General features: G+C 39.3%; 21 protein-coding genes. 11 read left to right on the top strand and 10 right to left on the bottom strand.

Annotated features, from left to right (window positions below; translation table 11 throughout):
* Positions 1-38: 38 nt before the first annotated feature.
* A complete protein-coding gene (relA, locus tag A6B40_RS02745; RefSeq protein ID WP_176671484.1) occupies positions 39-2,237 on the bottom strand; it encodes a GTP diphosphokinase in 2,199 nt (732 codons plus the stop codon).
* Between the two features lie 259 nt (positions 2,238-2,496).
* On the opposite strand from relA, the gene hemA reads away from it, so the two are divergent.
* The 6 genes from hemA (at position 2,497) to rsmA (ending at position 9,587) form a co-directional block, all read left to right on the top strand.
* The gene (hemA, locus tag A6B40_RS02750; protein ID WP_176671485.1) at positions 2,497-3,804 is read left to right on the top strand and encodes a glutamyl-tRNA reductase; all 1,308 of its coding nucleotides are present in this window, start codon (positions 2,497-2,499) and stop codon (positions 3,802-3,804) included.
* 143 nt (positions 3,805-3,947) lie between these two features.
* Positions 3,948-5,468 carry a ribosome biogenesis GTPase Der gene (der, locus tag A6B40_RS02755; protein ID WP_176671486.1) on the top strand — a complete coding sequence of 507 codons (1,521 nt, stop codon included), beginning with the start codon at positions 3,948-3,950 and terminating at the stop codon, positions 5,466-5,468.
* 192 nt (positions 5,469-5,660) lie between these two features.
* Entirely contained in the window at positions 5,661-7,088 is a 1,428-nt protein-coding gene (gene hldE / locus A6B40_RS02760; RefSeq protein ID WP_176671487.1) for a bifunctional D-glycero-beta-D-manno-heptose-7-phosphate kinase/D-glycero-beta-D-manno-heptose 1-phosphate adenylyltransferase HldE, read from the top strand.
* A gap of 3 nt (positions 7,089-7,091) precedes the next feature.
* The gene (gene pyrR / locus A6B40_RS02765; protein WP_176671488.1) at positions 7,092-7,640 is read left to right on the top strand and encodes a bifunctional pyr operon transcriptional regulator/uracil phosphoribosyltransferase PyrR; all 549 of its coding nucleotides are present in this window, start codon (positions 7,092-7,094) and stop codon (positions 7,638-7,640) included.
* Between the two features lie 75 nt (positions 7,641-7,715).
* On the top strand, positions 7,716-8,660 hold the full coding sequence (locus A6B40_RS02770; protein ID WP_176671489.1) for a peptidylprolyl isomerase: 945 nt from the start codon (positions 7,716-7,718) through the stop codon (positions 8,658-8,660).
* 60 nt (positions 8,661-8,720) lie between these two features.
* On the top strand, positions 8,721-9,587 hold the full coding sequence (gene rsmA, locus A6B40_RS02775; RefSeq protein WP_025342438.1) for a 16S rRNA (adenine(1518)-N(6)/adenine(1519)-N(6))-dimethyltransferase RsmA: 867 nt from the start codon (positions 8,721-8,723) through the stop codon (positions 9,585-9,587).
* Positions 9,588-9,672: 85 nt separating this feature from the next.
* Here the strand turns inward: rsmA and upp are convergent, their stop codons facing one another.
* The 7 genes from upp to leuA all read right to left on the bottom strand — a co-directional run bounded on the left by upp (position 9,673) and on the right by leuA (position 16,604).
* Positions 9,673-10,302, bottom strand: coding sequence for a uracil phosphoribosyltransferase (upp, locus tag A6B40_RS02780; protein WP_176671490.1), 630 nt, complete (start codon positions 10,300-10,302; stop codon positions 9,673-9,675).
* A gap of 25 nt (positions 10,303-10,327) precedes the next feature.
* The gene (gene fadD, locus A6B40_RS02785; protein ID WP_138317090.1) at positions 10,328-12,019 is read right to left on the bottom strand and encodes a long-chain-fatty-acid--CoA ligase FadD; all 1,692 of its coding nucleotides are present in this window, start codon (positions 12,017-12,019) and stop codon (positions 10,328-10,330) included.
* A gap of 9 nt (positions 12,020-12,028) precedes the next feature.
* Positions 12,029-12,460 (bottom strand): SoxR reducing system RseC family protein, encoded by a 432-nt coding sequence (locus A6B40_RS02790; RefSeq protein WP_025342436.1) that lies wholly within the window; start codon positions 12,458-12,460, stop codon positions 12,029-12,031.
* A complete protein-coding gene (locus tag A6B40_RS02795; protein WP_038643183.1) occupies positions 12,457-13,431 on the bottom strand; it encodes a MucB/RseB C-terminal domain-containing protein in 975 nt (324 codons plus the stop codon). The genes A6B40_RS02790 and A6B40_RS02795 overlap by 4 nt, the downstream gene beginning before the upstream one ends.
* A gap of 169 nt (positions 13,432-13,600) precedes the next feature.
* Positions 13,601-14,203 carry a sigma-E factor negative regulatory protein gene (locus tag A6B40_RS02800; RefSeq protein ID WP_176671491.1) on the bottom strand — a complete coding sequence of 201 codons (603 nt, stop codon included), beginning with the start codon at positions 14,201-14,203 and terminating at the stop codon, positions 13,601-13,603.
* Between the two features lie 47 nt (positions 14,204-14,250).
* Positions 14,251-14,823 (bottom strand): RNA polymerase sigma factor RpoE, encoded by a 573-nt coding sequence (gene rpoE / locus A6B40_RS02805; RefSeq protein WP_025217613.1) that lies wholly within the window; start codon positions 14,821-14,823, stop codon positions 14,251-14,253.
* A 236-nt stretch (positions 14,824-15,059) separates the two neighbouring features.
* On the bottom strand, positions 15,060-16,604 hold the full coding sequence (gene leuA, locus A6B40_RS02810; protein WP_025342435.1) for a 2-isopropylmalate synthase: 1,545 nt from the start codon (positions 16,602-16,604) through the stop codon (positions 15,060-15,062).
* Between the two features lie 495 nt (positions 16,605-17,099).
* Between leuA and A6B40_RS02815 the strand changes: the two genes are divergently transcribed.
* Complete coding sequence (locus tag A6B40_RS02815) at positions 17,100-17,915, top strand: Cof-type HAD-IIB family hydrolase (RefSeq protein ID WP_176671492.1); 816 nt, start codon at positions 17,100-17,102, stop codon at positions 17,913-17,915.
* 59 nt (positions 17,916-17,974) lie between these two features.
* On the top strand, positions 17,975-19,138 hold the full coding sequence (locus A6B40_RS02820) for an efflux RND transporter periplasmic adaptor subunit (RefSeq protein ID WP_025247919.1): 1,164 nt from the start codon (positions 17,975-17,977) through the stop codon (positions 19,136-19,138).
* A 96-nt stretch (positions 19,139-19,234) separates the two neighbouring features.
* Here the strand turns inward: A6B40_RS02820 and A6B40_RS02825 are convergent, their stop codons facing one another.
* On the bottom strand, positions 19,235-20,179 hold the full coding sequence (locus A6B40_RS02825) for a bile acid:sodium symporter family protein (protein WP_176671493.1): 945 nt from the start codon (positions 20,177-20,179) through the stop codon (positions 19,235-19,237).
* Between the two features lie 142 nt (positions 20,180-20,321).
* Between A6B40_RS02825 and A6B40_RS02830 the strand changes: the two genes are divergently transcribed.
* The 3 genes from A6B40_RS02830 (at position 20,322) to greB (ending at position 23,107) form a co-directional block, all read left to right on the top strand.
* Positions 20,322-21,143, top strand: coding sequence for a 5'-nucleotidase, lipoprotein e(P4) family (locus A6B40_RS02830; protein ID WP_025247920.1), 822 nt, complete (start codon positions 20,322-20,324; stop codon positions 21,141-21,143).
* A gap of 150 nt (positions 21,144-21,293) precedes the next feature.
* Entirely contained in the window at positions 21,294-22,574 is a 1,281-nt protein-coding gene (pepB, locus tag A6B40_RS02835; protein ID WP_176671494.1) for an aminopeptidase PepB, read from the top strand.
* A gap of 50 nt (positions 22,575-22,624) precedes the next feature.
* Complete coding sequence (gene greB / locus A6B40_RS02840; RefSeq protein ID WP_025217620.1) at positions 22,625-23,107, top strand: transcription elongation factor GreB; 483 nt, start codon at positions 22,625-22,627, stop codon at positions 23,105-23,107.
* 39 nt (positions 23,108-23,146) lie between these two features.
* Here the strand turns inward: greB and recB are convergent, their stop codons facing one another.
* Complete coding sequence (recB, locus tag A6B40_RS02845) at positions 23,147-26,671, bottom strand: exodeoxyribonuclease V subunit beta (protein WP_176671495.1); 3,525 nt, start codon at positions 26,669-26,671, stop codon at positions 23,147-23,149.
* Positions 26,672-26,694: the final 23 nt, after the last annotated feature.

Raw genomic sequence — 26,694 nt, forward strand, 5'->3', positions numbered from 1 at the left:
TTATTTGCAAATTTTTTATCAAAAACAATCGCTTGTATTTAACTTGAAAGTCGTTTTGCCTCAATCACATCATCTAACTGCGATACTCTAGCTAATAATTTAGTTAAAATCGCAACATTATTGAGCTGAATTTCCATATCAATAGTTGCAAGGCTTCGTTTCACATCCGTTCGGCTCGAAACGCCTAACACGTTTACTTTTTCATTCGCCATAATCGCACTCACATCTCGTAATAAACCATTTCTATCATTTGCAATCACACGAATAGTCAAACTCAAGCCTGAAACATAACCTTCACCCCAATCAGCTTCCACCACACGTTCCGGATTTGCATTCAACAATTCGTGTAATTGCTCACAATCCGCACGATGAATAGAAATACCTCGCCCTTGCGTAATATAGCCTAAAATTTCATCGCCCGGGATCGGCTGGCAACAACGAGCAATGGAGTGCATTAAATTCCCCACCCCCTCAACAACCACATAACCTTTGCTTGGTTTTGGCTGATTGTTGTTTTTATTGACCTGTTTTAGTACCGCCTCATCTTCTTGTTCAGCCGTTGGTTTAATTAACTTTGATTGTAAATAGTGCATTAACTGATGCAGACGGATATCACCACCACCAATGCCGGCGTATAGGTCATCAAATTGCTTCAAGTTATAGCGAGGCAATGCGTACTCTTCGATTTGTCTGAGTGTGAAACCAAATTTTTCCATTTCAGCTTCAAGGGCTTCTTTGCCAATTGGAATATTCTTTTCACGATCTAATTTCTTAAACCACGCAATAATTTTGGAGCGAGCTTTACTGGTATTAACGAACCCTGCATTTGGATTAAGCCAATCTCGGCTTGGATTTGGTTCTTTTTGCGTGATAATTTCGACCTGATCTCCCATCTGTAAATGATAAGTAAATGGCACAATTCGACCAGCCACTTTTGCCCCGATACAACGGTGACCGATTTCGCTATGAATGGCGTATGCGAAGTCCAGCGGTGTTGCTTTTTGTGGTAGATCAATCACTTCGCCTCGTGGCGTAAAGACATAAACGCGGTCATCAAAAATTTGTGTCCGCATTTCTGCCACCATATCACTAGAATCAGCAAGATCGTTTTGCCACTCAAGTAATTTTCGTAACCACACAATTTTTTCTTCGTAGCCTGAACGTCCTGCAGTTGCTCCTTCTTTGTATTTCCAGTGCGCTGCCACACCAAGCTCTGCATCATCGTGCATTTGTTGGGTACGGATTTGCACCTCAATGGTTTTATCACCTTCGCCTAATACAACAGTATGTAATGATTGATAACCGTTAGGTTTTGGGTTAGCAATATAATCATCAAAATGTTCCGGCAAGTGTGTATATTTAGTGTGGATAATACCTAATGCGGTATAGCAATCTTCTAAAGTTGGTACAATCACTCTCACTGCTCGCACATCAAAAAGTTGGTTGAATTTTAAACGCTTTTTCTGCATTTTTTTCCAAATGCTGTAGATATGTTTTGGGCGACCATAAACCTGCACATTATCAATTTCACCAGCTAAACAAGCGGTCAAATCTGCTACAAAATTTGCAATATAATGTTCACGATCCACTCGGCGTTCACCTAAATCAAACTTCGCAATTTGAGTGTAAGAAACGGGATGTAAAATACGGAAGCAATAATCTTCCAATTCCCATTTTAGCTGTCCAATGCCTAAGCGGTTGGCAAGTGGAGCATAAACGTGGGAACATTCTTTAGCAGCTAATACCGTATCTTCCTCCGTGTGATGGCTGCCATCACGCAAATAAGCAATTCGTTCGGCAAGTTTGATAACCACACAGCGGAAATCATCAACCATTGCCAGCAACATACGGCGGATATTATCGATTTGTAAATCAGACACATTATGAGCAGAAAGCTGGCGAATATTTTCCATTTCCAGCACGCCTTTCACGAGGTTTTTGATGTGATTATTGAAATCTTCTTTTAATTGAACAAGATCAATAATGTTATGTTTCACAAGTGGGAATAAAAGCGCCGCAACCAGACTGTTATCATCCATATTCAAGCCGTGTAGCACCTCAACCATCTCAATGCCATACCACATCAAACTGTAATCGGCATCGAGCGTTTCTTGAGCGTAATCCCAAGCATGTTGAATACGTTCACTAGTTACAGGAGACATATTCAGGCTCGTACACCAGCTTGCTAATTCAAAATTATTTGGATCAAGTTGGTGGGAATAACGAATTGCTACCATAAAGCCTCCTTGTAAATTTTCGTCAAAATCAGACCGCTTGTTATCGCTTGATATGGAGCGTAATTATACGTCTAATTTCAGAAAAAATTTACCCTTTTTATAAAAATTTAGTATAGAGCTTAGAACTTAAATTAATCCTTAAGAGGTAGCTACCTTGTGATAAATCAAACCTATTAACACAATCATTTGCACGACTTCACGCTCTTGATTAAAATACTCATGTTTTTATTTTTAAATTTTATCTTTTCTGTGGGAAACAATGACAATTTTAGCCTTAGGAATTAACCATAAAACCGCGTCTGTAAGCTTGCGGGAGAAAGTGGCGTTTGTGGATAGCAAACGTGAACTTGCCCTTGAGCAAATTCAAGCGAACGGTTTGGCTGAAAGCGTGGTCATTCTCTCTACCTGCAACCGTACCGAACTTTATTTCCACCAACCGCACATTTCCCCTCAAGAAACTAACCCTGAGAATATGGAGTGGCGTGAACAATGCTTCCAATGGTTTGCTCAAATTCACCAACTTGATGAAAATGAGCTACGTGAATGTTTATATTTCAAACAAAATTTAGAGGCTGCCAACCATTTAATGAAAGTGGCGAGCGGTTTAGATTCTCTTATTTTGGGCGAGCCACAAATTCTCGGGCAGGTGAAACAGGCATATCAATTTAGCGAAGAGTTTTATCAGCAACATCAAAAAACGATGTCCACTAAGCTCTCACGCTTGTTCCAACGCACCTTTGCTACGGCAAAAAGAGTGCGTTCCGAAACTGAAATTGGTAGCCAAGCAGTTTCTGTTGCCTACGCTGCTTGTGGTTTAGCTCGCCAAATTTTCGATAATTTCGGTAAATTACGCTTCTTGCTTGTTGGTGCGGGCGAAACCATTGAATTAGTAGCTCGTTATTTAATTCAACACGGTGCGGAAAATATTATGGTGGCGAACCGCACCCACATACGGGCGGAAATGCTGGCGGAAAAGCTCAATGCTCCGATGCAAATTCTCTCGCTCAGTGCCTTGCAACTTGGCTTAAACCAAGCGGATGTGGTAATTAGCTCCACCGGTAGCCCAGATACTTTAATCAGCAAAGAGATGGTGCAAATTGCTCAAAAGCAACGCCAGTTCGACCCTCTGTTGTTGATTGATATTGCCGTGCCTCGTGATATTGACGAAAAAGCCGGCGAGCTAGACGGCGTTTATGCTTATAGCGTGGACGATTTACAAAACATCATTCAACGCAATATGGCTCAGCGTGAAGAAGCGGCAAAACAAGCCGCAGAAATCGTGAAAGAAGAGAGCAAGGCTTTCTTTGAATGGCTGAAACAACAACAATCTAGCGATTTAATCAAACGCTACCGCCAAGATGCCGAGCAGATCCGCCAAGAGCTTCTCGAAAAAGCCCTGCAAGCTATCAGCCAAGGGCAAGACAGCGAAAAAGTGCTGAATGAATTAAGCTACAAGCTCACCAACCAGCTTTTACACGCCCCAACCCAAGCGTTGCAATCAATGGCGAAATCGGGCAATTCACTCGGGTTGCAGAGTTTCTCTAAAGCGTTAAAGTTAGAAGAATAACTTTAGCTCAAATACTTTTGCAAAAAAGCGGCGAAAATGACCGCTTGCACGCGCCTCTCTCCATTTCCTCTTATTTCAAATTTACGCTATAATGTCAGCATTTTTGCAAATTGTTGCAAATTATTGAATTTTGAGGACAAAAAATGACTCCTGTTGTTGCCCTAGTTGGCAGACCAAACGTTGGAAAATCCACGTTATTTAACCGCTTAACCCGCACCCGTGATGCGTTAGTGGCGGACTTTCCCGGATTAACTCGTGACCGCAAATACGGGCATGCAAATATTGGTGGCTATGATTTCATCGTAATCGACACCAGCGGTATTGACGGCACAGAAGAAGGTGTGGAAGAAAAAATGGCGGAGCAATCGCTCCTTGCGATTGAAGAAGCCGATGTCGTGCTTTTCTTAGTTGATGCTCGTGCCGGCTTATTGCCTGCGGACGTTGGCATCGCGCAATATTTACGCCAGCGTGAAAAAACGACTGTCGTGGTAGCGAACAAAACAGACGGCATTGATGCTGACTCTCACTGTGCGGAATTTTATCAGCTTGGCTTAGGCGAAGTGGAACAGATTGCTGCAGCTCAAGGGCGTGGCGTTACGCAGCTTATTGAGCAGGTTTTAGCACCACTTGGCGAGCAGTTAAATGCGGATCAAGCGGTCGAAAATGATGAAAATTCCGCAAATGAAGAAGATGACGAGTGGGAAACCGACTTCGACTTTGATAACGAAGAAGATACCGCATTATTAGACGAAGCGTTGGAAGAAGAAAGCGAAGAGTCGATTGAAGATAAAAATATCAAAATTGCGATTGTAGGTCGTCCAAACGTTGGCAAATCAACCCTCACCAACCGCATTTTAGGCGAAGAGCGTGTGGTGGTTTACGATATGCCAGGCACAACTCGTGACTCGATTTATATTCCAATGGAGCGTGACAGGCAGCAATATACGATTATCGACACCGCCGGTGTGCGTAAACGTGGCAAAGTGAATTTAGCGGTGGAAAAATTCTCGGTCATCAAAACTTTACAAGCTATTCAAGATGCCAACGTGGTGCTTTTAACGATTGATGCTCGTGAAGGGATTTCCGACCAAGATTTATCGTTGCTTGGCTTTATTTTAAATGCCGGTCGCTCGCTCGTGATTGTGGTGAATAAATGGGACGGTTTATCACACGATATTAAAGAGCAAGTGAAATCAGAATTAGATCGCCGCCTAGATTTTATTGATTTTGCCCGAGTGCATTTTATTTCAGCATTACACGGTTCCGGTGTGGGTAATCTGTTTGATTCGGTGAAAGAAGCCTATGCTTGTGCCACCCAAAAAACCTCAACCTCAATGCTGACTCGTATTTTGCGTATGGCGGCAGATGAACACCAACCTCCATTGGTAAACGGTCGCCGAGTGAAATTAAAATATGCTCACCCGGGTGGTTATAATCCGCCGATTATTGTAATTCACGGCAATCAGGTAGAAAAATTAGCGGATTCTTACAAACGCTATTTAAGCAATTACTTCCGTAAGAGTTTGAAAATTATCGGCTCGCCAATTCGTATTTTGTTCCAAGAAGGAAATAACCCATTTGCGGGCAAGAAAAATAAACTGACACCAAACCAACTGCGTAAACGTAAACGTTTGATGAAGTTTATTAAGAAAAGTAAGAAATAAATTATGCTCTCTCGCCCTTTGGGAGAGAGACCGAAAAATGTTTCGTACAGAAACATTTTTCAGAGAGAGGCAAGCGGTTATTTTTTGTGAAAATTTTGCACTTTCCCCTCTCCCTGAAATTTACTTCTGCACGAAGTAAATTTCTGTATATCTCTCACAAAGGGCGAGGGTGAAATATCAAAGGATTTCTATATGATGATGCAATACTCTCCAAAATTTAATAATGCTAAAGTATTAGTACTAGGCGATGTAATGTTAGACCGTTATTGGTTTGGTGCAACAAATCGTATTTCGCCGGAAGCCCCTGTGCCAGTGGTGAAAGTTCAAGATATTGAAGAGCGTGCAGGTGGTGCTGCAAACGTAGCAATGAATATTGCGAGCCTTGGTGTGCCAGTTGCCCTTCACGGTTTAATTGGTCAAGATGATGCCGGACGTGCTTTAGATACGTTACTTAATTCACATAATATCCAAAATCATTGTGTGGCAATTGATTCACATCCAACTATTACGAAATTGCGGATTTTATCTCGTCATCAGCAATTATTACGTTTAGATTTTGAGGAAGGTTTTCAAAATGTTGATTCAACTGCCCTACTTGCAAAACTTTCGCAAGAAATTACCGCTTACGGAGCGTTAATCTTATCGGATTACGGTAAGGGCACGCTTGAATCAGTGCAGCAGATGATCCAGATTGCACGCAAGGCTAATGTACCTGTGTTAATTGATCCGAAAGGAACAGATTTCGAGCGTTATCGTGGTGCAACCTTACTTACCCCAAATATGTCGGAGTTTGAAGCCGTGGTTGGGCATTGTAAAGATGACGATGAAATCGTGGCGAAAGGCTTAAAAATGATTGCCGATTTTGAGCTTTCTGCATTGCTTGTGACTCGTTCTGAAAAAGGAATGACGTTGCTTCGCCCAAATCAGGAGCCCTACCATTTACCCACTCAAGCGAAAGAAGTTTATGATGTGACTGGGGCTGGTGATACTGTTATTAGCGTACTGGCAACCGCCATCGCAGACGGTCGTTCTTACGAAGAGGCGTGCTACTTGGCAAATGCAGCCGCAGGTGTGGTGGTCGGCAAATTGGGGACATCAACTGTTAGTTCTATTGAACTTGAAAATGCGATTCATCAACGTGCGACAACAGGTTTTGGCATGGTGTCTGAAGATGAGCTGAAAGCGATTGTGCTTGAAGCAAAAAAACGTGGTGAGAAAATCGTGATGACCAACGGCTGCTTTGATATTCTCCACCCAGGGCACGTTTCCTATTTAGAAAATGCTCGTAAATTAGGTGATCGTTTAATTGTAGCGGTTAATACAGATAACTCAGTTAAACGCTTAAAAGGTGAATCTCGCCCAATTAATGATTTAGATGCACGAATGGCAGTGCTTGCAGGCTTGGCTTCGGTCGATTGGGTTGTGCCGTTTGATGAAGACACGCCACAACGTTTAATCGGTGAGATTCTGCCTGATTTGTTGGTAAAAGGGGGCGACTACAAGCCTGAAGACATTGCTGGTAGCCAAGAAGTATGGGCAAACGGTGGCGATGTGCGAGTATTAAACTTTGAAAATGGTTGCTCTACAACTAATGTGATTAAAAAAATTCAATCATTATAAAGTATGGAAAAAATCATTATTGATACTGAGCAATTTCAGCGGATTATTTCTCGTATTTCTCACCAAATTATTGAAAAGCATGGGGATTTACAAGATGTTGTTATTGTTGGCATTAAACGTCGTGGTGCTGAAATTGCAGAGCTTATTCAAAAGCGAATTGAAGATTTAGTCAAAATTCAATTACCAAATATGGCGTTAGATATTACGTTCTATCGTGATGATTTAGATTTAATCTATCAAGATCCTGTGTTTTCGGGAGCGGAAAATCAACTCAACCTTAACAATAAAAAAGTGATTTTAGTTGATGATGTACTGTTTACGGGTAGAACTATTCGTGCCGCCTTAGATGCATTGCTTGATTTTGGCAGAGCTGCCAGAATTGAATTGGTTATTTTAGTAGATCGTGGTCATCGAGAATTGCCAATTCGAGCTGATTATGTAGGAAAAAATATCCCTACTGCAAAAAATGAGCAAATTCAGGTAAAAACCTTCTCTTATGACGGCATCAATCAAGTGGTCTTAGTTCCTGCAACGGATAAAGAAAGTACTTAATTTAAGTGAACCTTTTCGATAAACTTATCTCTAAGGAAAAGATTACTTATTATCTCCATTAGGATTGTTATAAAAATGAAATTAGTAAAATCATTGTTTGCTGTTGCGATTGCAACAATAAGTCTTACCCAAACTGCTCACGCTTTTGAAGAACGTGTAGTTGCGTTAGTGAATGATACCCCTGTAATGCAAAGCCAAGTTCAGCGTATGCTTGGCAAGAAAAAAGTAACAGAAGCCTCTCATCGTGCAGCCGTCGATCAAGTCATTGACGATATGCTTGTACAACAAGCAATGAAAGAGGCTAATGTAAAAATCAGCCCGGCAGCAGTAAACCAAGCGGTTGAAAATGTGGCTATCCAAAATGGTATTACCTACGGTCAATTATTAGATGCGTTAGATTATCAAGGCATTACTTTAGAACAATTTAAACGCAACATTGCACAGCAAATGGCAATGGAACAAGTTCGCCATATCAGCATTGGAAAAACCATTCAAGTTGCTCCACAACAAGTTCAAGCATTAGCAAAAGAATTAATGGCGAAAGATAAAGCAGCGGGTAAATTAAAAACGGTAGTTGGCAAAGAACATCGTGTGAGTCATATTTTGTTAAAAACGAACCCAATTTTAAACGACGCTCAAGCGAAAGCGAAATTAAACAACTTAATTGCTGATATTAATTCTGGTAAAACAACATTTGAAGAAGCAGCAAAAGCAAACTCTATGGATTATGCGTCAGGTGCAGACGGTGGTGATTTAGGCTTTAACTTCTTAGAAATCTATGATCCTGCCTTCGCAAAAGTAGCCTCTAAGATAAAAACAAATCAAATTTCTGCACCATTTAAATCACAATTTGGTTGGCACATTCTAAAAGTAACTGATATTCGTGATGGCGATAGAACCGAAGATGCTTACCACCAACGAGCTTACCAGCAACTTGTTAATAAGCAAGCAGAAGAAGCGTCAAAAGATTGGATTAAAGCATTAAGAAAAACCGCAAATATCCAATACGTTGGTCAATAATTAAAAAATAACAAGAACCTCGCCTAGCGGGGTTCTTTTCTTATTTCAAAAAGGATAATAATGAGTTCACAAAATTCAAAAAAACATTTAGGTCATACCGCTCGTAAACGTTTCGGGCAAAACTTTTTACACGATATGAATGTCATTCACGGTATTGTGTCAGCAATTAACCCGAAAAAAGACGAATTTTTATTAGAAATTGGTCCGGGTTTAGCGGCATTAACAGAACCTGTTGCAGAGTTAGTTGATAAACTCACTGTAGTGGAAATTGACCGTGATTTGGCTGAACGTTTACGCCATCACCCATTTTTAAGTCAAAAATTAACTGTTATTGAGCAAGATGCGTTACGTTTTAATTTCCGTGAATATTTTGAAAGCCTCAATTTAGGAGAAGATTCTGTTCGTGTGTTCGGTAACTTGCCCTACAACATCTCTACGCCATTAATTTTCCACTTATTAACGTTCCACGATCTAATTAAAGATATGCACTTTATGCTGCAAAAAGAAGTGGTAAAACGTTTATGTGCCGCACCAAACAGCAAAGCGTACGGGCGTTTAACCATTATGGCTCAATATTACTGTCAAGTAATTCCTGTGCTTGAAGTACCGCCGACGGCATTTAAACCTGCACCGAAAGTGGATTCAGCCGTTGTACGCTTAATGCCTTACAATCAACTGCCGTATCCCGCTAAAGATGTTTATTGGCTCAACCGTGTAACCACACAAGCCTTTAACCAACGTCGCAAAACATTACGCAATGCCCTCTCTACTCTCTTTAGAGCAGAACAGTTAGAAGCATTAGGCATTGATTTAACTGCTCGTGCAGAGAATCTCACCATTGCCGATTACGTTCGTTTGGCTAACTGGTTATATGAAAATCCACCAGCGATTGATACATCAGAAGAATTGGTTGATGAAGATTATTAAAAAGTAAAACAGCAAGCGGTCATATTTGGTAAAAAATTTACAAAATATGACCGCTTGTATTTATTTTATATAGAAATTTAAAAAACTATTTCGTGCCGAAAATCTTATCACCGGCGTCACCTAGGCCAGGGATAATATAGCCTTTTTCGTTTAAGTGGCTATCAATTGATGCAGTGTAGAGTTCTACATCTGGATGAGCCTCTTCTAGCACTTTAATCCCTTCTGGCGCAGCAACTAATACCAATACTTTGACATGTTTGCAGCCTGCTTTTTTCAGTAGATCAATAGTTGCAACCATTGAACCGCCAGTTGCTAACATTGGGTCAGTGATAATAGCTAAACGTTCAGCTACGTCATTAGCTAATTTTGAGAAATACGGAACAGGTTTTAGCGTTTCTTCATCACGATAAATTCCCACCACGCTAATTCGAGCACTAGGGATGTGCTCTAATACGCCATCCATCATTCCTAAACCTGCACGTAAAATTGGTACAACAGTAACTTTTTTACCTTTAATGCGCTCTACAGGAATTTTATTACCACTCCAACCATTAATTTCAACGGTCTCAATTTCAAGATCTTTGGTTGCTTCGTAAGTTAATAAGCTACCAATTTCATTCGCTAATTCACGGAAATCTTTAGTGCTAATTTCAGCTTCGCGCATTAAACCTAATTTATGTTTTACAAGCGGGTGTTTTACTTCAACAATTTTCATTTTTAGCTCCTTAATTAGCTTAAATTTAACTATTCTTGCCAGGCGATTTTGCCAGCTCTTCATCTCTTAATACACGGCGAAGAATTTTGCCAACATTACTTTTCGGCAATTCATCACGAAACTCAATATCACGAGGAATTTTGTAGCCGGTTAAGAATTGGCGGCAGTAGCTACGCAGCTCTTCACGAGTAAGACTTTCGTCTTTCTTCGTTACAAAAATCTTAATACTTTCTCCGGAGGCCTCGCTCGGAATGCCGATTGCTACTACTTCGTCGACTTTCGGGTTTTGCGAAATCACCTCTTCAATTTCAGTTGGATAAACGTTAAAGCCCGAAACGATGATCATATCTTTTTTGCGATCGACAATGCGGAGGTTCAGATCTTCGCCCATAATCACGATGTCACCGGTTGCCATCCAGCCGTCTTTTAGCACTTCGGCGGTGTCTTCAGGGCGGTTCCAGTAGCCTTGCATTACTTGAGGGCCTTTTACTAAAAGTTCCCCTCTTTCGCCTAATGGCACATCATTACCTTCATCATCAACAATCCGAATATCGGTATTTGGCACAGGTACACCTATAGAACCTGAATACTCTACCGAATCACTGCGTGTTGCAGAAATAAGTGGAGAACATTCTGTCATACCATAACCTTCAATAATATGAATGCCAGTTAAGTCATGCCAGCGCTTTGCTACACTTGACTGAATCGCAGCACCTCCTCCTACACTCAATTTCAATTTAGAAAAGTCAACCTCTTTAAAGCTGTCATTATTGAGCAAAGCATTAAATAGTGTATTCACGCCTGTAATAACAGAAACTCTATATTTCTTTAACTCTTTAATAAAACCAGGAATATCACGTGGATTAGTGATTAATAAACCTGTTAAACCTAATTCAATAAAGAGTAAGCAATTTAATGAAAGTGCCAATACGTGATACAAAGGTAATGGAACAAGTCCAATCATATTCGTCGTATTCCCTAATAGGGGCTCAACAATCCACTTCGCTTGCATCATATTCGCAATTAAGTTTTGGTGAGTAAGCATCGCCCCTTTTGCTACACCCGTTGTTCCACCGGTATATTGTAAAAAGGCAAGATCACTATTTATAATATTCGGTTTTACATATTGTCTTTGCTTACCAATACTCAATGCTTCCCTAAAACTCACCGCGTGCGGTAACTTATATTTAGGCACTAACTTCTTAATATATTTCACCACGAAATTAACTAATGTTCGCTTACCAAATGAAAGCTGATCGCCCATTCGAGTTAAAATCACATGTTTAATATTCGTATTAAATACAATCTTTTCTAATGTTGCTGCAAAGTTTGAAATAATAACTATCGCTTTTGCTCCACTATCATTTAGCTGGTGTTCTAATTCTCGTGGAGTATAAAGAGGGTTCACATTAACAATTACTAATCCTGCACGCAATGCGCCAAATAACGCTATCGGGTACTGTAGTAAGTTAGGCATCATCAATGCTATGCGATCACCCTTTTTCAAACGTAATTCATTTTGTAAATAGGCTGCAAATGCCCTACTTCTCTCTTCTAATTTACGGAAAGTAAGAATCTGCCCCATATTAATATAAGCTGGAATATCTGGATGGCGCTTAATAGCAGCTTCAAACATTTCAACTAATGAATCATATTGGTTTGTTTCAATTGTTTTTGGCGAATAGGGAGGGTAATTATTAAACCATATTTTTTCCATTCTAGTCTCCTAAACCTTATCTAAAAAGATAGGTGAAAAATTTGCTTGCTTGCTGTGTTTTTCTATCAGTTTTCTTACAGCCCAGAAACTTATCCCTGTAAAAAGCAGCATTATGCAGAAAACGATTAATTCATTTGCAAAAAATTGTGAAAATCCAACCGCTGTTATTACTAATACAAACAGTGGAATGCCATAAATCAAAAACACACTTTTTAATAAAGTATTCTCTGCTAATCCTAATTTAATGCGATCACCAACTTGAAGATCTTCATTAACATTAATCTGAAAGCGGGGTGCTATTTTTTCTCCAGCAAGCGCTGATAAAGCTTTTGTACCACAAGCCGATTGAGCCGCACAACCACCACAACTATTTTTTGCATAGCATTGCACAATAGCAATACCATCACGATATTCAACAACAGTTGCTTCTTCTATTATCATTTCTGAGCCGCCTCTGTAAAATGAATATGCTTCATTATTTGTTGAGCAGATTTCAATGGAATATCGCCAATAATGACAATATCTTTATCATTGAGTGTTTGATTTAAAATGGTTAATTTACCTTGTTGCCAAGCATATTCATCAAAATTTACACCTTGACTTGGCATTGCATAAATAGTGAATGTTGATAAACCATCACTATATAAGCGACTATCAACATATTCACTTTCAAATTGATAATTTTCACCACTCGTGGTCTGATTTTCAATAAGCTGAAACCCTGCTGGAATCCAATTAGGATGCCAGTCATTCAATGACTCTAATTGTGATTTTTCAATAGATGTTAATGCTGGCAACATTAACGAATCTATAGCATTTGCAATCATTTCCAATTCTTTAGATTGATAAAGTTGTAATACACTAAACTCTTCTAAAACGATATTATCTACATCCTTGACTTGGCTTTTCAGCAATAAACGGCTTTCTTCATCAATCCAAAGTGTATAAGCATAATGTAATATATCATTTGGAATAATGCGAATAACTCTAGCAACTCTATCAGCAACTCTATCCCTGCCTGCATCTAAAAAAGAATAACCTTTCAATTTATTGAAATCGGTATACAGTACACTAGGGAGATTATCTAAGATGTGTGGGCTATTTAAACTAAAAGGACGAAAATTATTACCTAAATAACTCACTTTCTGATTTTTCAGGATAATTTCTTCTCTGTTATGATCTAAATTCAATAATTGCGCATATTCTTTATCATTCATAAAGGCATGCCGGAAACGGAAAGATTCTGAATTTGTGCCTTGCTTTAATATATAAAGCAACTCATAAGTTGATTGTTTATATGCTTTTGTCATTGAGGTCAGGTAAGCAAGAGGTGTTTGCACAGTATTATCTGCCCAACCTAAAGCAGAAAATGTAAAAACAAACACAAATAACAAATATTTTCTTATAAACATATTTATTCTCAAGCTAATATCAATTTCACTATTCTATCAAATTTTTTTTGTATTTCGCTATCTGTTGGCCATTTCTAATTTTTTCGCTACATTTACATACAAAAAGCCACATAATTCAAAGAATAATGTGGCTTTTTTTATTTTTCTTACTATATTATTTATGTATGCTTTACTGCTTTTCTGTATTTGAAGACGTTTGCGCTTTTTGCTTCTCTTCTTCTGATAATGTTACATTCACATTATTCATACGGCGTTGTAACTCATGGTTTTCTAATAACGCATTAATTTTACGTTGCTGAATTTCTAACTGTTCTGCAGTTGGTTGATCTTTTGCTGGAGTATTATAACTTACTGCTTCAACAGAATTGCTGAAAGGCAAAGTTTGCAATGCTGGCTGTGCTTGAGCAACTTCTTCATTAGAGTTGAAAGAATTTACACCTAAAACAGCAACTAAACAGACTGATGCAGCAATACCCGCCTGCATAATTGGAGTACCCCAACGCTTAAGTTTCAGTAATATCCCCTTAGACTGTTCTACATTTGCTTGAGATTCGATTTCTTCCTGCTCTATTAACGCGGCCATTTTTGCAGAAAAATCACTCCCTAGAATAATTTCATCTCCTTGCATCACACTACGAATAGCGTGATAACTCGCCCATTTTTGCTGTAATTCAGGACTACTTGTTAAGGTTTCTACAAATCCGTTATCAACATCTTGTCCGTCCATATAAGCTGAAAGGCGTTCATTTTGTTGAGTAATGCGTTGTTGCATAATTGGCTCCAATGATTTTAAATCTTCTTAAATAATATGTAATTCAACTACTGTACAAGAGGGTTGATTTTTGCATCAATAGCTTCTCTTGCACGAAAAATACGAGAGCGTACTGTTCCAACCGGGCATTCCATTACTTCTGCAATTTCCTCATAACTTAACCCCTCTAATTCTCTTAATCGAATTGCAGTTTTAAGCTCATCTGGTAAATTTTCGATTGTATCGAATACAACACGCTTTAGCTCTTCAGATAATACTAAGTTTTCAGGTGTATCACTTTCACGAAGCTGAACACCCACATCATAACTTTCAGCATCTTCTGCTAAAATATCTTCTTTAGGAGGTCTTCTCCCCAAAGAGGTTAAATGATTCTTGGCAGTATTAACTGCTATTCGATAAAGCCATGTATAAAAAGCACTTTCCCCGCGGAAAGACTCTAAAGAACGATAGGCTTTAATAAAAGATTCTTGCACAATGTCTGGAATATCATCTCTTGCAACATAGCGAGTAAGCAAACCAGCTACTCTGTTTTGATAACGTACAACAAGTAAATTAAATGCTTTTTTATCACCTTTTTGTGCTTTTTCGACTAATTCTTGGTCGGTGATTTGTTCGCTCAACTGAGGACTCTCCTAAATGTAAATGTGTCACATCCATTGCACACTCCTTTAGTGTGTGCATTTTGACAAAAGTTCAAAAATTTTAAAAAATTTGTCCAATTTTTTACTTTCTTTAGTAAGACAATAAAATAAAGTAAGAAAGCGGTCGGATTTTATCGAAATTTTGCAAAAATTTCAAAAAATCTGACCGCTTGTATCGCATTGAAAAGAGCAAATTGTAATTTGCCTCTAATTTATTATTTCTTCGCTTTGATATCTGCCACTTTCTGTGAACGATAAATTGCATTAATTGCGTGAATTAATGCTCGTGCTGAACTTTCGACAATATCGGTTGCTAAACCAACACCATGGAATTTCCTGCCTTCATATTCCACCACAATATCCACCTGCCCTAAAGCTTCTGCTCCTTCGCCTTTTGCGGTTAAGTTATAGTGCGACATTTTAAGCTCCATACCCACAATGTTCATAATTGCATTGTAAGTTGCTTCAACCGGACCATTACCGCCTTGCGAAGTTGCACTTTGACGAACACCGTCTAGTTCTACCTGCACAAATGCAGATGCCGGCAAACCGCTAATCAGCTGGGTCGTAATCACATCCAGTTTTAATCTGTTTTCTTCGCCTTGTTGCATATCAATAAAAGCAAGAGCTTCTAAATCATAATCAAAAACTTGTCCTTTTTTATCAGCAAGCTCTAGGAAAGCTTCATAGAGTTTATCTAAATCATAATCCGCTTCGGTATAGCCCATATCCGCCATATGTCCTTTAACTGCTGCACGACCTGAACGAGCAGTCAAATTAAGCTTCTCTTTCTTCAAGCCAATGGTTTCCGGCGACATAATTTCGTAGGTATTTTTGTTTTTCAGCATACCGTCTTGGTGAATGCCCGATGAGTGAGCAAACGCATTGCTGCCCACGATCGCTTTGTTCGGCTGAATCGGCATATTGCAAAGCTGGCTCACCATTTGGCTGACACGGTGAATTTCTTGGGTATTGATGCGAGTATCTACGCCCATAAACTCTTGGCGGGTTTTGATCGCCATCACCACTTCTTCCAATGCCGTATTCCCTGCACGCTCGCCGATACCGTTGATGGTACATTCTATCTGTCTTGCTCCATTCTGCACCGCAGTTAATGAGTTGGCGGTCGCCATTCCTAAATCGTTATGACAATGTACAGAAACGATTGCTTTATCGATATTCGGCACTCGGTTCATCACTTGATGGATAATGTTGCCGTACTCATTCGGCAAACAGAAACCGACAGTATCCGGAATGTTCACCGTAGTTGCACCGGCGTTAATTGCTGCTTCTACAATGCGACAGATGTTATCAATGCCGGTACGTCCTGCATCTTCGCACGAAAATTCTACATCATCGGTGTAGCCTCTGGCACGTTTTACTGCTGCCACTGCCATTTCCACCACATCATCAAATGAACGCTTTAATTTTGCTTCAACGTGTAACGCTGAACTAGCAATAAAGGTATGAATACGGAAGGCTTCAGCAACTTTTAAGGCTTCATAAGCCGCATCAATATCTTTCGCTACCGCACGGGAAAGAGCTGCCACACGACTGTTTTTGATATGACGTGCAATAGTTTGCACCGAATCAAAATCACCTGCGGAAGAAACAGGGAAACCGACTTCCATTACATCAACACCTAAACGTTCCAATGCGAGTGCTATTTGTAATTTTTCTTTTACCGTTAAACTCGCTTTTAGAGATTGTTCACCATCACGCAATGTTGTATCAAAAATAATAATGTTATTGTTGCTCATAATAAAACCTTCATTTTATTGGGAGAAAAAAAGCCCGCATTTTTAAGTGCGGGCAAAAATGTGGATAGTCCATTTACTTTTTCCAACCAATCTTTATCCTCGCACAAAATGCGATAACAGAGATAATCGGAGTAAGGTAAATTTGTCCATGTTGTGTTATGTGTTTATGTTTGCATTGTTATTCAGTAACTAAGTGTATATTAGCTTTATCCAAGCCAATGTCAATAGCATTTTTCTCTTTAAGCAACCGTTTTCACTCGGTTATTAGAATGTCTGCTCAGCATTTTATTTCAAAAACAAAAGGTTATTTAGATTAAAAATCTAGCTTACATTTTTAATCTAAAACAATTAATCAATATCGTAAATAAATATAATATTTTAGCTTTTAACAAATTTTTTTATAAAATTAAAAAATATTTTAAAATGACTATTCTCTTTGAAGTTTCAACTCAAATTTGATAGCCTCTTGAATTATTTTACTGCTGAGGATACACAATGACTTTACCATTTCGAGCTATTATTTCCGATCTTGACGGCACTCTGTTAAATGCAAATCATAAAATTGGAAATTTTACGATTGATACATTAGAAAAATTATCACAAAAAGGCGTAGATATCTTTTTTGCCACTGGCAGAAATTACCCCGATGTTTCCCACATTATCAGCAAAGTGAATGCTAAAAATGCAATGTTGGTTACATCAAATGGAGCAAGAGCCAATAATTTAGACGGCGAAAAAATTGTCAGTCATTATTTGCCGGAGGATATCGCTGTTGAATTAATGAATATTGAATTTGACGATAAAAATATTTGTCTAAATAGCTACCAAGGCGATGAATGGTTTATCAATAAAGAGATTCCACAACTAAAGCATTTCCACCAAGAATCCGGTTTTGGCTATCAAGTAGTCAATTTTTCTTACCATCATGGTAAAGAAACTGAAAAAGTCTTTTTCATTGGCAAAACAGCAGAAGCCTTGATTCCGATTGAAAATTATATTCGAGAAACCTATGGCGACCGTGTGCAAATGACCTATTCCGCACTACTCTGCCTTGAAGTAATGGCAAAGGGAGTTTGTAAAGCGAATGCGTTGGAAGAGCTAGTGAAACTGCGTGGATATACGCTAACAGATTGTATCGCCTTTGGCGACGGTATGAATGATGTAGAAATGTTGAACTTAGTGGGCAAAGGCTGTCTAATGGCAAATGCCGATCCTCGCTTAAAAGCTGCATTACCTAATAATGAGGTGATTGGATACAATAAAGACGAAGCGGTTGCCAGTTATATTCGAGCCACATTTGGTATCATCTAAATTGCAAAATTTTTTCAGAAAACAACCGCTTGTAGCACAATACATCACAAAGGAAGAGTATGAAACGTAAAACATTAGCCACACTTGTGCTAATTGCCGCTGTCGGAATAGGCGGATATTTTTACTATAATCAGCAAAATAATGAGCAACAAGTTCATTATATTACTGAAGCGGTTAGCCGTGCCGAAATCAATAAAAATGTGCTTGCCACAGGGTCAGTACGAGCGAGCAAACGCACAGAAGTTGGGGCTCAGGTGTCGGGTAAAATCCAAAAACTCTATGTTGAACTCGGGCAAACCGTTAAACAAGGCGATTTGATTGCAGACATTGACTCAAGCAATCAAAGCAACACGTTAAACACCGCTCAAGCTCAACTCGCTTCATACAAAGCACAGCTTACCTCTGCACAAGTTGCCCTCGAAGTTGCTCAATCAAATTATAACCGATTAACTAAATTATATCGAGCCAATAGTGCAGCGTTGGCGGATGTCGAAACGGCTAAAAATACGCTTGCCTCAGCTAAAGCAACAGTTGATAACATCAAAGCACAGTTAAAATCCGCAGAAATCTCGGTGAACGATGCCCAAACTAATTTAAATTACACGCAAATCATCTCGCCAATGGACGGTGTGATTGTCTCTGTGCCTGTTTCTGTTGGACAAACGGTAAATTCTAACCAAACCTCGCCCACCATTGTGCAAGTTGCAGATTTATCTAAAATGCTAATTAAACTTGAAATTTCAGAAGGCGATATTGCTCTAGTGAAAGTTGGACAACAGGTTAAATTTTCTACTCTTGCTGAACCTAATCGAGAATATTCGGCAACTATTGATTCTGTTGATCCTGCACTCACAACACTTACCGATAACAATTACACCGAACAATCAGGCAATACTGAAGCAGTTTATTACTACGCAAATGTTTCGATTGATAATGCCGACAGCAGCCTACGTATTGGAATGACAACGCAAGCTCAAATCACCATTGATAAACGGGAACAAGTGTTAGTTGTACCAACTAATGTGATAAAAAAACGTGGAAAAGAGAATTATGTGTTGGTGCTCGAGAACGGGCAATCACTGGAAAAAACAATCCAAATTGGCATTTCTGACACGCAAAATACCGAAGTAGTAGCAGGATTAAATGAAGGCGATCAGGTTATTGTTACGCAAAGAGCGGATGGAGAAAAAATAAGCACAACACGAGGACCAAGAATTCTCTAAATCCTTTCTAAATAACAAGCGGTTAAATTTCCCTCATATTTTGCAAAAAATAAGAAAAATTTAACCGCTTGCCTGTTTCTATATTAAAACGAATGTTTATTTCTCATTATCGTTTTTCATCTTCGCAAAAATCATCGCCAAGATAGGACCTGAAATATTGTGCCAGAAGCTAAATACTGCACTTGGCACAGCAATCACAGGATTCGCTTTAAAGTGTAATGCGGCAAGTGCTGCTCCTAAACCTGAGTTCTGCATACCTACTTCAATTGCTACTGCTTTGCTGTCTGCAATAGGCAGTTTAAATAAGCGGCTCGCTAAATAACCGATTAAATAACCTAAACCGTTGTGTAAAGCAACCACTGCAAAAATTAATAAACCGGATTCAATAATGCGATCACGGCTCACTGAAACCACCGCCGTTACAATTAATACAATCGCAATGACCGAAATTAACGGCATTGTTTGGCTGAACTGTTCTACTTTCTGCTTGAAGATAGTACGAATAACGACGCCAACAAAAATAGGCAACAACACCATTTGTAGCACAGAAATAAACATCGCTGTTGCATTAATTTCTAACCACTGGCTGGCAAATAAGTAGAAAATAGCAGGAGTTAAAACAGGTGCTAATAAGGTTGAAATAGTTGTGCAAGCCACCGATAAAGCCGTGTTACCACGAGCTAAATAAGTCATCACATTTGACGATGTTCCACCCGGACAACAGCCCACTAAAATTACACCAATGGCTAAATCAGGCGGTAAATTAAATGTTTTTACCAATCCATAAGCAACACTTGGCATTACCGCGAATTGAGCGATAACACCGATAATCACTGATTTTGGATTTTTTGTAACTTCAGCAAAATCTTTGAATGTTAAAGTTAAGCCCATTCCAAGCATTACGATACCTAAAAGATATGGAATCCAAGGAACAAATTGTTTAAAAGTTTCAGGGAATTGTGCCGCAATGAAAGCGAAAACCACCACCCAAATAGCGAAAGTTTTGCTAACAAATTGCGTAAATTTTAATAATGTTTGCATATTGCCTCTATATTGTTATAAAAGGTTAATAGCCTAACTTAGTTTTGAGTAAAAATGAATAGTTGCATAAAACTATAGTAATGAATGCCTCTTTTTAGGTATAATTGTTTTGCTTATCAACAAAAAAATTAAGGATATCTTTATGAAACACTTAAAACTTTCCGCAATGAGCCTCACCGCTTTATTTGTTCTAACCGCTTGTACTCACACTCACTCAAATAGTGATGAACATCATCAAATGGTATTGCAAGAGCAAGCAACTTTAGGCGTGAACTGGGTGCAACAATCCGGTGAATACCAAGCTCTAGCTCACCAAGCATTTAACACGGCAAAAATGGCTTTTGATCAGGCAAAAGTGAAAAAAGGCAAGAAAAAAGCCGTTGTGGTTGATTTAGATGAAACAATGGTAGATAACAGCCCTTACGCTGGCTGGCAAGTGAAAAATCATAAAGCCTTTGATAGTGAGAGCTGGACTCGTTGGGTAAATGCACGCCAAACAGGAGCTATTGCAGGGGCTGTTGAGTTTAACAACTATGTAAACAGCAACAAAGGCACGGTATTCTATGTTTCAAACCGTAAAGATGACGGCGAAAAAGCAGGCACTATCGATGATATGAACAAACTCGGCTTTACTGGCGTAAGTGAAAAAACCTTATTCTTGAAAAAAGACAAATCAAACAAAACGCCTCGCTTTGAAGAGATCGAAAAACAAGGCTATGAAATCGTGCTTTATGTGGGCGATAACCTAAACGATTTTGGCGATGCAACCTACCGTAAATCAAACGCAGAACGCCGTGCATTTGTGGCTGAAAACAGCAAATTGTTCGGTAAAAAATTTATTGTATTACCAAACCCGAACTACGGCGACTGGGAAGGTGGTTTAGATAAAAACTACTACAAAGGCAATGCAGAAAGCCGGGTAAAAATCCGCCACAATGCAATCAATGCGTGGGACGGTAAATAATCTGCTCGACTATTTGTAAAAAATCACTAAACAACGACCGCTTGTAAATCTTTTATCCGATTACAAGCGGTCATTTTTCTATAAAACTTTGCAAAAGTTTGTTAGGATAACCACGCTTTCAACTCATACTAAAACAATAAGGAACGAACAATGACAGCAATGAAAATTACACTTTCCCAACAAGCTGCCCCTGAAATTTGGGGAAAAAATGCTCTACTTTCTGTTAATGATGCAGGCTTTATCGTTCACAACCCAAAAAATGATTTAGCCACCGTTCAAAAAGCCGCTCGTAAAATTAAAAATCAAGGTATTTTGAATGTGGCATTAGCTGGCGATGGCTGGAATTTAGAAGAATGTTGGGCGTTCCATCAAGGTTTCAATTCAGTTAAAAATCAAGGCTCGGTGGAATACCCTAATTTAGGCGAACAACAAGCGGAATTTGATAACCGAGTAAAATGTGCTACTTTCGTGTGTGAATTAATCAACGAGCCATCTGAGAGCTTAACCCCTGAAAAATTGGCTCAACAAGCGGTCGAATTTATCCAAAATATTGCAAAACCAAACACAGTTTCTTATGAAATCATTCGAGGCGAAGAATTAAAAGAACAAGGCTATCACGGCATTTGGGCGGTCGGTAAAGGCTCAATCAATCCCCCTGCTTTGTTAAAATTAGACTTTAATCCAACAGGTGATGAAAATGCCCCTGTGCTTGCTTGCTTAGTCGGTAAAGGGATTACCTTTGATACTGGTGGCTATAGCTTAAAACCAAGTGATGGAATGAGTACGATGCGTACTGATATGGGCGGAGCCGCTTTAGTCAGCGGGGCTTTAGCCTTTGCTATTAGTCGTGGTTTAAACAAGCGTGTAAAACTTTACCTCTGCTGTGCGGAAAATATGGTCAGCCACAATGCATTCAAGTTGGGGGATATTATCACTTACCGCAACGGCGTTACTGTTGAAGTGCTCAATACTGATGCGGAAGGGCGTTTGGTATTAGCCGATGGATTAATTGATGCTTGCCAACAAAACCCGCAATTTATTATTGATGCGGCAACGCTCACCGGAGCAGCAAAAGTGGCGGTGGGGAACGACTACCATTCCGTGCTTTCAATGGACGATAACCTAACAAACGCTCTATTCAGTTCGGCAAAAGACGAAAACGAACCGTTCTGGCGTTTACCGTTTGAAGAACTCCACCGAGGGCAAATTTCTTCTTCATTCGCTGATATTGCTAATATCGGTTCTGTACCCGTTGGGGCGGGGGCAAGTACGGCAACAGCATTTTTATCCTATTTTGTGGAAAATTATCAACAAAATTGGTTGCACATTGATGCTTCTGCTACATTCCGCAAAACCGCAAGCGATTTATGGGCGGCGGGTGCAACAGGGCTTGGTATCAAAACAATCGCAAATTTGTTACTCTCAAAATAACAGGCTTCGTAGGGCAAATTGCAATTTGTCCCACAAACAATTGAATAATTATGGCTAAATCAAATTATATTACTCGCTCAGGTTGGCAAGCTCTCGATCAAGAACTAAAATTTTTATGGAAAGACGAACGCCCGAAAGTAACTCAAGCGGTTTCTGATGCAGCGGCACTGGGCGACCGCAGCGAAAATGCCGAATACATTTATGGCAAACGCCGCTTGCGTGAAATCGATCGCCGTGTGCGTTTTCTCTCTAAACGGCTAGAGGTGTTACAAATTGTCGATTATCACCCGAAACAAGAAGGCAAAGTCTTTTTTGGTGCTTGGATTGAGCTCGAAAATGAAGAAGGTGAGGCGAAACAATATCGCATTGTTGGTTGTGATGAATTTGACCCGGCAAAAAACTGGATTTCGATAGACTCTCCGGTCGCCCGTGCGTTAATCGGCAAACAGGTAGACGATGAAATTCGGGTAGAAACACCTATGGGAAAAGTGTTGCTTTATATTAACAAGATTTGGTATGAGCAAGCGGGCTAATCATTTGTAGGGGCAAATTGCAATTTGCCCCTACTCTATCTACCCAAACAACCTATCCATTTCTTCAATTAGCAATTTGCTTGGTTTGTCAAAATAAACACCGCTTGCACTCTCTCCATTCATAGCCCGTAAGAAAAGATACGCAACGCCGCCAAAATCACGCTCATAATCGTAATTTTCACTTAGACGAACAGTTAGATAACGGTGCACGGCAAGAGTATAAAGCAAATATTGTAAATCATAACGCTGTCTGCCCATTTCTCGCTGAATATTTTCTGTGGAATAATTTTGTGGCAAATAACCTAAGAAATTCGATTTGTAGTCAATAAGATAGAATTTTCCATTCATCTGCACAATACAATCCACAAAGCCACGCACAAAGCCTTCTAATTGCGGTAATTGCAGTTCAGGCAAATTTTTTGCTAAAGGGCTATGTTGTTTTAATAACGCATTTAATTGGTGCAGAGCTTTATCATTTTTTAAGCGTAAATAGAATTGCCATTCATTTAACCGTTTAGTTTCATCGATCTCTTTTAAACAGAAATTTGCTTCCGACAGAGGAGTAGCAAGAATACGCTCAAACCAGCCTAATGTTGGCTCGATCCATTCTTCACTTAAACCTAATTGTTCGCATACTTTCGCCACACTTTCTTTATCAATTTGTTCACCAAATCGGCAATGCTCAAAAAAACTGTGCAACACAGTACCAACTTTAATGCCGTGCGGAAATTGGAATGGTGAAAAAGCATCAGTTTCCATCGTGTAATCCGGCTCAATGAGTTCAATATGGACATCTCTGTCTTGGGCTAAATCTATCACTCTTTCTGCTTTACCTTCACTAAAACGCTCGTGTTGTGCATAAAGTGAAGTAAAACTCGTAATCTGCCCCACTACCCGAATATTGCCACTAAAGGTTTTGGCTTGATAACTTTCCTCCGTTTTACCACTTTCCCAACGGCTAAAAGGTAAATGCTCTACTACTTCAATAATATCGGCTGAAATCTGCTTTTTCTCAAAATAGTCTGCAACACTCACGTTATCTTTCGGTAATTCACCTTCTGCCAATAAATAATGTAACGGGCTCCAGCCTGAAATCATTTTAGGTAACACTAAATTGAGCTGAGATTCCGCACGGGTTAATGCCACATAAAACAGACGGAGATCTTCCGCATAGGCTTCATTTTGAATTTGCTCTTTTACCTCTTCTTCACCTAAATACCAATCCAGATCACCTTTTTGATTACGATACAAGCCTAAATTAACCTTTGTATCGCCCTCGCTTTTTTCTGCAGCAAACGGCAACCAAACAATCGGATATTGCAATCCTTTCGAGCCGTGAATGGTAACAATTTTAATCAACTCTTCTTCACTTTCAAGGCGAAGCTGCTGTTCATCATTAAAATCGGGTGAGCTAATTTGCTTTTCATACCAACGCACTAGTTCCGCTTCTGACTCTAACGCTTGCGATGTTTCTTGCAGAATTTCGGTTAAATGGAGCAAATCTGTAATCAAACGATCTGCATTTGGCAAACCTTTTAATCGTTCAATAATACCTTGCTCCAAATAGATTTTATGCAACATCGGCAAAATGCCTTGCTCTTTCCAAATGGTGCTGTATTCCACAAACTGATTGACCTTTAAATCCCACAACATTTCATTTTCTTTGTAGCGATAAATTTCTGCCGCACTTAGCCCCCAAAGGGTTGAACCTAAGGCGGATAATAACGCTTTATAATTGTAAGGATTAAGCCCGGCTTGCAAAATCCAACAAAGTTCAGTTGCAATTTCAGAACCAAATACAGAAGCCGATTCCGCTAAATAAACGGATTTAATATTTCTCTTGGCTAGGGCTTTTTTAATGCGTTTCGCTTGTGAGCCTTTTCGCACTAGAATGGTAATATCCTTTGGCTCAAAAGGGTTGAACTCGCCATTTTTCTCAATCCCGAATTTCCCCTCATTCATTGCCTTAAGTTGTTGATGGATTTGGTATGCACAAATTTCTGCTACTCCATCGAGATTGGTTTTATCTCTGGTGTAACAAACAAAATGCCCTTGCTCGCTAATTAATTTGCCTTTGCGATCATCTGCTTCAACAGGATGAAAACCGATGTCATCATAAAGAAATGGCGATTTATCCTTATTTGCAAAATAAAACAAATTATTGACCGCTTGCACGACTTCAGGCAAAGAACGCCAGTTTTTGCCAAGCGTAAATTGCTCGTCAGCCTGCTTTGCCGCTCTCAAATAAGTGAAAATATCTGCTCCACGAAATTTGTAGATCGACTGTTTCGGATCACCGATCATAATAAAGCCGTTATCGCTCTGCCCTTCCATAAAAATTTGGCTGAAAATTTCATATTGGGTTAGATCGGTATCTTGGAACTCATCGATCATCGCAAAGGGGTAAATAGAGCGAATTTTTTGGGCTAACGCCTTACCTGTTTGCGGATTTTTCAACGCTTGATTAAGCATTGTGAGTAAATCATCAAAACCACGCTCCGGGTGAGATTGTTTATATTCTGCCAGCTTGGTTTTTAAGCCGATTAAAAATTGATAGAGTAAAATCGCTTTTAAGCTATTTTCAAATTGCTGCTGATAAGCGGTCAAAAAATCCTGATTTTTTGCAAGTTGAGGTAAATCCATTGGCTCACAACTTTTCTTCGTACCTGTGGCTATTTTCTCCGCAGTAAACAGATAGAACTCGTCTGGCAAATCACGATTTGACGAATTTACCCATTGGTTCATCACAATAACACCCGTTTCAAAAGTAGCAGAGCGATACCAACCACCGTGTAACGTCGTTTTATTTTTGAGATCGTGCCTAATGGCTTCCACTAACGCTTCACCATTGGCTTTCCAGTAAGATTTCACTTCATCAATAAATCGCTTATATTGTGCCAACTGTTCCGTAAAATCTTGAGCTAGAAACGCTTTCGGCTCGGGCAACTCACTTGCTAAATAATTTCTTACCGCATTTAACGCCCTTTCCGGTGTAGTTAATTCAGCTGAAATAATTTCACTTTCTTTTACCCCTTGCGGATAAAACTGCTCTCGCCATACATCTTCGCTTAATTTTTTCAGTAAATCAGATTGGTTCGGCTGTAAATCAAGATCAAATCGCACGCCTGATTCGAAGGCAAACTGCACTAACATTTTTTGGCAGAAACTGTGAATGGTAAACACACTGGCAGTGTCAATTTCACGTTCGGCAATGCTCAAACGTAATAATGCTTCGTGAATGTGATGGATATGCGGATAAAGCTGCTCTAAAAATTCAAGATTATTAGCGTAAGATTTTCCTTCAATGCATTCTCCATTCACTTTATCTTTTAAAAAATCGGCACATTGCTGAATATTTTTTCGGATACGATTTTTCAACTCTTCCGTTGCCGCTTTGGTAAATGTAACCACCAGAATTTGTTCAACAGTAAGTGGCAAGCAGCCGACACCGAGCAATAAACGCAGGTAAATATTGGCAATGGTAAATGTCTTCCCCGTGCCTGCAGAGGCTTCAATTAAGACTGATTTGTTTAAAGGTAATGTGATGGGATTTAGATTATTCATAGACAATCATTGATATTTTATAA

Origin of the sequence: Mannheimia varigena (genome assembly GCF_013377235.1) — a bacterium.
Taxonomy (GTDB): domain Bacteria; phylum Pseudomonadota; class Gammaproteobacteria; order Enterobacterales; family Pasteurellaceae; genus Mannheimia; species Mannheimia varigena.

Coding starts and splice junctions, on each gene's coding strand:
- recB (WP_176671495.1), bottom strand. CDS start 26,671: ATGAATAATCTAAATCCCATCACATTACCTTTAAACAAATCAGTCTTA.
- hemA (WP_176671485.1), top strand. CDS start 2,497: ATGACAATTTTAGCCTTAGGAATTAACCATAAAACCGCGTCTGTAAGC.
- rsmA (WP_025342438.1), top strand. CDS start 8,721: ATGAGTTCACAAAATTCAAAAAAACATTTAGGTCATACCGCTCGTAAA.
- leuA (WP_025342435.1), bottom strand. CDS start 16,604: ATGAGCAACAATAACATTATTATTTTTGATACAACATTGCGTGATGGT.
- greB (WP_025217620.1), top strand. CDS start 22,625: ATGGCTAAATCAAATTATATTACTCGCTCAGGTTGGCAAGCTCTCGAT.
- A6B40_RS02825 (WP_176671493.1), bottom strand. CDS start 20,179: ATGCAAACATTATTAAAATTTACGCAATTTGTTAGCAAAACTTTCGCT.
- A6B40_RS02790 (WP_025342436.1), bottom strand. CDS start 12,460: ATGATAATAGAAGAAGCAACTGTTGTTGAATATCGTGATGGTATTGCT.
- hldE (WP_176671487.1), top strand. CDS start 5,661: ATGATGATGCAATACTCTCCAAAATTTAATAATGCTAAAGTATTAGTA.
- pyrR (WP_176671488.1), top strand. CDS start 7,092: ATGGAAAAAATCATTATTGATACTGAGCAATTTCAGCGGATTATTTCT.
- upp (WP_176671490.1), bottom strand. CDS start 10,302: ATGAAAATTGTTGAAGTAAAACACCCGCTTGTAAAACATAAATTAGGT.
- A6B40_RS02770 (WP_176671489.1), top strand. CDS start 7,716: ATGAAATTAGTAAAATCATTGTTTGCTGTTGCGATTGCAACAATAAGT.
- A6B40_RS02815 (WP_176671492.1), top strand. CDS start 17,100: ATGACTTTACCATTTCGAGCTATTATTTCCGATCTTGACGGCACTCTG.
- pepB (WP_176671494.1), top strand. CDS start 21,294: ATGACAGCAATGAAAATTACACTTTCCCAACAAGCTGCCCCTGAAATT.
- A6B40_RS02830 (WP_025247920.1), top strand. CDS start 20,322: ATGAAACACTTAAAACTTTCCGCAATGAGCCTCACCGCTTTATTTGTT.
- A6B40_RS02800 (WP_176671491.1), bottom strand. CDS start 14,203: ATGCAACAACGCATTACTCAACAAAATGAACGCCTTTCAGCTTATATG.
- A6B40_RS02795 (WP_038643183.1), bottom strand. CDS start 13,431: ATGTTTATAAGAAAATATTTGTTATTTGTGTTTGTTTTTACATTTTCT.
- relA (WP_176671484.1), bottom strand. CDS start 2,237: ATGGTAGCAATTCGTTATTCCCACCAACTTGATCCAAATAATTTTGAA.
- fadD (WP_138317090.1), bottom strand. CDS start 12,019: ATGGAAAAAATATGGTTTAATAATTACCCTCCCTATTCGCCAAAAACA.
- A6B40_RS02820 (WP_025247919.1), top strand. CDS start 17,975: ATGAAACGTAAAACATTAGCCACACTTGTGCTAATTGCCGCTGTCGGA.
- der (WP_176671486.1), top strand. CDS start 3,948: ATGACTCCTGTTGTTGCCCTAGTTGGCAGACCAAACGTTGGAAAATCC.